The sequence below is a fragment of the candidate division KSB1 bacterium genome (assembly GCA_022566355.1).
Taxonomy (GTDB): Bacteria; Zhuqueibacterota; JdFR-76; order JdFR-76; family DREG01; genus JADFJB01.
In genome coordinates, this window is sequence record JADFJB010000164.1 from 1 (window position 1) to 7,758 (window position 7,758).

Below are 7,758 nucleotides of genomic sequence, written 5' to 3' on the forward strand. Positions count from 1 at the left end.
GATCAGCGCATCCACCATCTTCATGGTCGAGGAGAAGAGGACGTCGTCGTCGCTCGTACCATGAATGAGTAGCAGCTTGCCTTTGAGGTTACCGGCCAACCGAAGGTTGGAGCCGTATTCATATGCCTCTTCATTGTTCTTTGGCAGGCCCATGTAGGCCTCGATGAATCTGCTAAAGTCGGACAGGGCCACGGCTGGAGCACTGGCGATACCGACGTGATAAATATCGGGTCTAAGCAACAGTGCGCGGATGGCAAAGTAACCGCCGTAGGAGTGACCGTATACGCCCACTCTGCTCAAGTCCATGTAAGGTCGTTTTTCGGCCAACTGCTTGAGCGTGGCCACATGGTCGGGGATCTCATGGCGGCCAAAATTTCCGTAGACCGCGTCCTGGAACGCTTTGCCACGCTCAGGGGTCCCGCGCCCGTCCACCTTGAAGGCGATGAAGCCCAACTGTGACCACGCCTGGGGATTTATACCTCTCCAGTCCGTAAACGTACGTGGCACAAAGGTCATCTGCGGGCCTGCATAGATGGCTTCGATCACCGGGTACTTCTTGTTCGGGTCGAAGTCGAAGGGTTTGTAAAGGACCCCATAGAGGTCGGTTGTCCCATCGGCTGCCTTGACCACAAACTCCTCCGGCGGGTTCCAGCTCAGGTCCCCGAGCGCATCTATATTGGCTATCGACAGAGTTTGTAACAGCTCGCCATCGGCGGTTCTCAATTCCACGACAGGCGGGCGGTCTAGACTGGAGTGGGTGTCTAGAAATAACGTCTTCGAGGGGGCGAACTGGATGTCGTGCTGGCCGGTCTGCTCGGTTAGCCGCGCGAATCTCTTACCCTCCAGATCCACTCGGTAGAGGTGCGTATCGTATGGCCGCTGCTCGTCGCCGTGAGCAGTGAAGTAGACCCAGCCAGCCTTCTCGTCCACGGCGAGCACCTTTACGACCGGGAAGATTCCTCTGGTGAGTCGCCGGATCAGGGTCCCCTCCAGGTCATACAGGTATAGATGATTCCAGCCATCCCGTTCTGACATCCAAATGAATCTCTTGCCATCTTCAAGCAATGTGAAAGGCCGGAGAAATTCGACCCAACCCACATAATAGACATAACCTGTTAGGATGAATGTTTCCTGGCTTTCGGTGAGGATCACGCGCGTGGCACCGGTCGTAGGGCTGGCGGCCATGAGGTACATTCTTTTCAACGTGCGGTTGGTGCGGAGGAAAAGCAGTTCCGAGTTGTCGGGTCGCCAGCCTACGATTTCAATGTACTGGTCCATCTCCTTACCGGTATCTACACGAACCTTCCGCTTGGAGCGGATATCTACGACGTAAAGTTCAGTCTGGGGAAGGGGCTTGCCCACCTTTCTCCAGCGCATCCACTCGACCTCTTCCTTCAGCCCAGTCCAGTGGACGATGGGTATTTGGGGCACTTTGCGGTAGTCGATCTTCGTTACGGCCAGCCAAAAGCTATCAGGCGACCACTTGGCGCCTTCCACATCCCATTCGAAGTCCTTGATTCCGTCGTTTGTAATTTGCACACTTCGGGTGTCGTGAGTGGAGCGCAACCTGAGGTTGTGCTCCTTTACGCCGGCAAACCACTGGCGGTCGGGCGATAGCACCTCCATGACAGGGGGCCAGTGCGCGAAAAGACCTTTCCGAACGACCTGGGGAACCAACCGGTTTTTATCCGCCTCGGACAGGGCAGGAGCCCGGGTGATCGAGTAAGTGTCGAGTTGAAGGATAAACTCCCTCTCTTTCACGGTGAACTGGACAGCCTTTTCATCGTCGTCCACGAAAGTGAATGCCTCAAACGGAAGTCCCTTGTACGGCGGCTCGTGCTCCAGCACAGAGGTGAGCGACTGACGCAATCGCTCAGTGTCGAACAAGGGCGTTTTGGTGTTGGCTTTCGGATCGACCTTGTATATAACAGTGTTTTCTGGTGCTCCCTCGGCATACCAGAAACTTGAGCCGTCAGCCATCCAATGAGGCTCGACAGAGCCCCCTTTGACGTAGGAGGGAAACTCCAGATATCGGTAGTACATCGCTTCCCGCTCGGATTGCGTTGTCTCCTTTGCATGAACCAGAGGCACATTAACCAAGAGGCAGATGACAACAATGATAAATCTCTTTACATGTTGATTAGACATAACTCCACCTTCTGTTTTGTGATTTTGCGGACAAGCAGCACACACAAATGAGGCCTACCTATTTATTCCTAATCTTAATATAAAAAACAAATTCATCTACTTATTTCAAATTAGGATGAATAAACCTTCACTTGATGGCGAAGTAGCGTTTGGGCTTGGCGTTTTCGGCCTTGTACACCGCACCCATCCCACCTTCGCCGAGTTTGTCCAGAATTTTGTAATGAGATATAGTTTGTCCGATCATTATATGGTTATCACAAGATAGTGTTTGATTTTAGTCAGGAGATATTTATGATATTGCATATTACTATTTGAAAAGTCCAAAAGCAATGATTTTCTTGAGTTTACTAATTTTTTCCTTGAGTGTCAGAATTTCTCAGATTCAGGTTGTTGCAGCTTTTTATTTCCATCAAAACCCCTTCCCAGTGGTGTTTTAGGGGCTTAAAATCAACGATCTATTAATTAGCCACCTCAGATAAGGGTTATATGGAGATCAAGCTAAATTGGTAGAATTAAAAGAAAATAAATTAAGCACAAAAAATTAAACTAGTTTAACTTTTAAGCACGAAAGTAAATTAAAGAAAAAGACTTAAGGAGGGGTAAAACTAGTATTACTTAATGTTATAAAATCTAACTTATGCCAAGCGTTGTTTGAGGCTATTTATTTACTATTAAAGCCCTTAATTAGTGCCGCTAAGTGGTGTTTTTACGGGCATATAACAACGATCTTTTATTATATGGCATATATACTATGGGGTTTCCGAGATCGTTGTTTTTAGGTGTGTTTTACATGGTTGTATGATTTTATTGAGCTTGATATGCATATTCCATTTTATTGTGCTTTCTTTGGTTGCCAGTCTTGAAATTTCTTGTTATCGAGGACGTGCTGAACTCGGTCAATAAAAATATCATCAATCTTTCTCTTTTCAATAGCATGAAATATACTACCACTGGCCACACCTTTTTCCCAGGCTGCTGTTGAGATTCTAATTGGTTTCATTGTTTTTTCCATTTTTACACTGTTCTTTGTTAAAGTTAAGGAGCTATTACCAGTAAAATATTTATGTAGTTTATAATTATGATAATTTTATTATTTGAGGGAAGTAATAAATATATAATCAAATTATCTCTAGACATTCAAGGATATTCCAGACAATATGATCTATTGCAAGAAAATAATATGATGTGAAAAACAAAAAAGGGGAGCCAAGAAGTGATACCCATACTATGAATAATCTACCCCCTTAGTTTTATCGTAAGGAAAAGCCCAAATGATCACAGATAATTTCTTTAAATAAATCGTGACTAGAGAAGAAATTACTTAATAGCTGGTGTTTGTAGTAATACAGTTTTAAAAGTGGAAACAATATTAGAAAAGGCGGATGAAGAAATATTCCTACCAGGTCAGATAGTTCAAGAAAATAAAAAAGAGGACAAACAAGCAAATTGCCACGGATTTAGGGGGAGTTACCATGCACAAAGCTACTTGTTTGTCCCCAATTCAATATAATAATCAACAATCATATGTCAAGCAAAAATACGGGCACAGCGCAAAGCAGGTGAATTATTAAAAACTTCAAACAAAGCTAAAATCAATATGCCGGTCACAAGCAAGTACCGGCAAAAACACTTAAAGAAATTGGATATTACAAAAAATGAATCTTCTATATGGCAAACAACTTCTCTTCTTGAGTTCCTGAGATACAAGCCTAATCATTTTTTCCTCTTCTTCGGACACCTGATTGTCGGAAATCGCCACGCCCAGTTCTCTGCTCGCCAGATAAATCACGTATCTCTCAATCACATCATCATTGAGGTTGTCCGTCATAAAATTCACTTTTAATATTCCTAGTAAACTTTTAGTAAAATATTATTCCTCTGTATTAATAGCCGCACTTAAAGATTAAAAAGTAACAAGTTTGTATTTTTACAAATAAAAATCCTAACTCACATCCTTCAATTAATTAAGAAAAATCACCATCCATTCCGAAAATTAGATGATAGTTGTTTTCAATTAAAGTCTAAGGGTGATAAAAATGCTTATCCGAATCATTACAGTCTTATTGATATTTAACAGTATCTCTTTAGCTGCTGGTCTGAAAGAAATAGACAAAAACCATCACAGCTCCATTGGCTTGTCCATAGAATTATTCGGAGAACCTTTTCTGAAAACCAATGCAATATCATACAATCCTATGGATTTTAGTCAGGATTTGGGTATTTCAAGGAGTCACTATAAATCTCCACCCAAAGGGATGTTTTTATCTTTACTGATACCTGGTTCAGGTGAGTTTTATGCCGGTTCGAAATTAAAAGGATTATTATTTATTGGGGTCGAAGTGGGTGCCTGGGTTGCGTTCGCTTATTCGCAAAAAATGGGAACAGATTTTGAGAAAATATATATTCAATTAGCCGATAACAACTGGAGTAGGGCAAGATGGGATACCTGGTGGCAGTCATTATCTTCGCAAGATCAAGGCAGTTTTCTAGGTATTCAATTACCTGCAACTAAAAACCGGGATTACTACGAAGCGATTGGAATTTATGAGAAATTCAATGCTGGTTGGAAAGATGCAGAATGGAATATAGGCGAACCTAATATCGTATTTTCATCCCGGAGAACTTCTTATATGAGTTGGCGTGAAGCAAGCAATAGCTGGCTCAAATGGTCAACAGTGGCAACTTCCATTGTTATGGCAAATCACCTATTAAGCGCACTTGATGCCGCCTGGTCTGTTTTCCGATATAACAAAAATGTAAAACCAGCCGTTAAAGTTAAATATGTATTTGCTAATCCAAAGCCTCAACTGCTGGTTGGTATTCAAGTAGAATTATAAGAAAAAAGCACCATCGCAATAAACAATTGGCCATCTTCGTTTTTCCGACCCCCGCATAAAATGATTGGTAGCCCCCCCCCGAAAACCCTCATTATTTGGACTATGCAAGACAGGAGATGGAGCGCCGGTGGCGTAATCGGGTTGATCTTGGGACAGGAATAATTTCCCGGTGGCATCCCAGACTATCCAATATTATTGTTCCGGAAATATCTGCTAGTTGAGAAATCCAAAATCAATGATTTTCTTGACTATATTTGGATGGATAGAATAAAATGATTCTAGTGATTGATCTTCGAAGCTTTAATCGATCACTCCTGAGCCACCAAATCCTCACCAGAGCTTATGAGAAGCTCAACCAGAGGTTTTCTATATTCGGATGAGGAGTATTATCAAACTATCAAGGCCGACCAAAAATCGAAAACATGAGTGCCAAAAAGATTACCTGGATAACCCATCCGATAAGACAAACACCTACCGCACGCAAGGTACTGTTGTAATCGAGAGCTTGCCGAACGGCAATAATCATCGCTACTAACATCCAAACTGATGCAACGGTGGAAACGAACCAATAAAGCCCGGGAATAATTCCTAATATCCGTATCACACCCGGTGAACTCGAAAAGCCAATTGTACGCAAAAGCTCGCCATGATCAGCAGAAGTCTGAGGTTCAGGTAGAAGTTTCGTGCCAATAATGTAAGTAATAAAGGCCCAGACATACCAGCCGATTAACGCTGAGATGGTTCCGAAAATAACTCCACTAATCCCTGTAATACTAAAGGAAGCAATTCCAGCAGCAATGCTGGATAATACAACCACCCCCATCGCCTGTCCCATTGCACTTTTGTCTGCCTCTACTTCTTCGTACAGGTTTACATCTAACTTTGCAGCCCGAATCATTCGATCTTGAAAAATCGACATTGTAACTCCTTATCCTAAAAAGTTATTCTATAGTTTTCCATATATCAATCTAAGTTATAATGTTTTACCTTGGCTCACAAGTGAAATTTCCCCACTGCTTGTAATTGATACTCAGCCATTTTTTAAATCTTCTTCCTTTATACACAAGTTCTCTATCCAAATATGGCCAAGCGGATTATTGTCAAACCGTTTATAAAACGCCGACATAAAGGTTCTTGAGAAACGATATTCGCTTCTTGAGTTCTGAGTTTACAAGCCTGCCCATCATTTTTTCCTCTTCCTCGTCGGAAACCGCCTCGCCCAGTTCTCTGCTCGCCAGATAAATTGCGTAGCGCTCAATTACATCTTCATTGAGGTTGTCCATCATAAAATTTGCTACCGTTTTTAATATTCTAATCTGTCGCACTTATTACTTGAAACTACCTATTTAGAAAGTATGACATTTTATTATTTATAATTCTAACAACAACACCGCCGACCTTACTGTCAAGGTTCACCCCTAGTAAACTTTTGGAAAAATATTAGTCCTCTGTATTAATAGCCGAACCTAAAGACTAAAAAGTAACAAAGTTTTATTTTTTCCCCTAAAGGAGTTAATTCCAACGGCTCACTTTGCTAATTCTGAGCCGTTCACCGAAAATAACGCTGGCATCTGCCGTTTGAAACCGCATTGGATCAGCTATGAAACTGAGAGACAGCGGCTTCCATAGCAACATTCATCCAATAGCGGCATAATTTTTTTTATTTATTTATTTCTTTTCTGGTCGATAATACGACTAGGTGAAAAATAATTTGTATTTAAAGAAAGTGAACCTGAAATACGATAAGTAATATTGGGAGAAGTTAATTAACGGGTTTATTCCTCGGAGGGAGGAATTTAAACCCCATAAAATAAAGCACTGCCCAAACCTAGACGAATGGACAGTGCTCGTAATTAGAAAACAATCGAGGTGTTTTCCAATGTCAAAAAAGAAAGCAAATACCCGGCCAATTAATGAAATTGTGATTTTGATGTTACTTTGGTTTAGTATTTTCATCCTTACATATGCTATGACTGCTGAACTTTTCTTAAAAAGCCAACAAACAAGCCAAGTTTGGACTTTAGTTTCAAACATATGGACTCATCTTTTGCGGAACATATTGCAGGTTAAAAACAATAAACGGCAATAAATACCTGGTTTTTTTCTTATCATGTTTAACAAAAATTACTTGTCCTTTTATTTGTATTTTGTGTTTTTTAACTACAATTAAAACTCAAATTACACCTTACGCTGTTTCTCCATTTCTTCAACTCGCCACTCCTCCAAACCATTCTTCAAAATCCGAAACTTTTCAAAAAAAACATCCGCTTCATACGGGCTCAACTCAATAAAATGAAACGTGCTCGCCATCTCGTACCCAAGCGTTTCCACATCCCAGAAGAACTCCCACACCTTGCCAACACCCAAATTTTAGATATATGTCCGTTGGTGGCTTTCATATTCGATTTTTCAATTGACTTCCATAAACCACAATGTTAAATTAAACACACAATACAATCCAAAAACTCTTGTTAATCTTTTTTTGGGGCTATACAATGGAAGCTTCCAATTGGCATGATTATTTGGGGGTAGGGCTACGATTCCTCAAAAAAGTAATTCTTTTTTTCTAGCAAGACTCTAAACCCGGATTTTCCAAAGCTTCGATTTAAGCTCTGAAGGGGCTTATCCTTAATTCCAGTCATTAGAATATAGAAAACCTCTGGTTGAGCTTCTCTCATGCTCTGGTGGGGATTTTGGTAGCTACTTAACGATCCTTTCAAGCTCCGAAGATCGATCACTAGAATCATTTTATCTATTCATCGAAATATCCGAC

General features: G+C 41.6%; 6 protein-coding genes. 1 reads left to right on the forward strand and 5 read right to left on the reverse strand.

Annotated features, from left to right (window positions below; genetic code table 11):
- Both IIC38_19060 and IIC38_19065 read right to left on the reverse strand, forming a co-directional pair.
- Nucleotides 1-2,148: DPP IV N-terminal domain-containing protein (locus IIC38_19060; GenBank protein MCH8128026.1), on the reverse strand; the 2,148-nt coding region annotated here is incomplete at its 3' end.
- Between the two features lie 832 nt (nucleotides 2,149-2,980).
- The gene (locus IIC38_19065; GenBank protein MCH8128027.1) at nucleotides 2,981-3,148 is read right to left on the reverse strand and encodes a hypothetical protein; all 168 of its coding nucleotides are present in this window, start codon (nucleotides 3,146-3,148) and stop codon (nucleotides 2,981-2,983) included.
- Nucleotides 3,149-4,184: 1,036 nt separating this feature from the next.
- Between IIC38_19065 and IIC38_19070 the strand changes: the two genes are divergently transcribed.
- Nucleotides 4,185-4,985 (forward strand): hypothetical protein, encoded by an 801-nt coding sequence (locus IIC38_19070; protein MCH8128028.1) that lies wholly within the window; start codon nucleotides 4,185-4,187, stop codon nucleotides 4,983-4,985.
- 397 nt (nucleotides 4,986-5,382) lie between these two features.
- Here IIC38_19070 and IIC38_19075 read toward each other — a convergent pair whose 3' ends face one another.
- The 3 genes from IIC38_19075 to IIC38_19085 form a co-directional block, all read right to left on the reverse strand.
- Nucleotides 5,383-5,904, reverse strand: coding sequence for a YIP1 family protein (locus IIC38_19075; GenBank protein ID MCH8128029.1), 522 nt, complete (start codon nucleotides 5,902-5,904; stop codon nucleotides 5,383-5,385).
- A 190-nt stretch (nucleotides 5,905-6,094) separates the two neighbouring features.
- On the reverse strand, nucleotides 6,095-6,310 hold the full coding sequence (locus IIC38_19080; GenBank protein ID MCH8128030.1) for a hypothetical protein: 216 nt from the start codon (nucleotides 6,308-6,310) through the stop codon (nucleotides 6,095-6,097).
- An 853-nt stretch (nucleotides 6,311-7,163) separates the two neighbouring features.
- Nucleotides 7,164-7,337: a hypothetical protein gene (locus IIC38_19085; GenBank protein ID MCH8128031.1), complete on the reverse strand. Its 174-nt coding sequence runs from the start codon at nucleotides 7,335-7,337 to the stop codon at nucleotides 7,164-7,166.
- Nucleotides 7,338-7,758: the final 421 nt, after the last annotated feature.

Excerpts from the sequence above, each read along its gene's own strand:
- IIC38_19065 (MCH8128027.1), bottom strand. The coding sequence starts at position 3,148 with ATGAAACCAATTAGAATCTCAACAGCAGCCTGGGAAAAAGGTGTGGCC.
- IIC38_19070 (MCH8128028.1), top strand. The coding sequence starts at position 4,185 with ATGCTTATCCGAATCATTACAGTCTTATTGATATTTAACAGTATCTCT.
- IIC38_19075 (MCH8128029.1), bottom strand. The coding sequence starts at position 5,904 with ATGTCGATTTTTCAAGATCGAATGATTCGGGCTGCAAAGTTAGATGTA.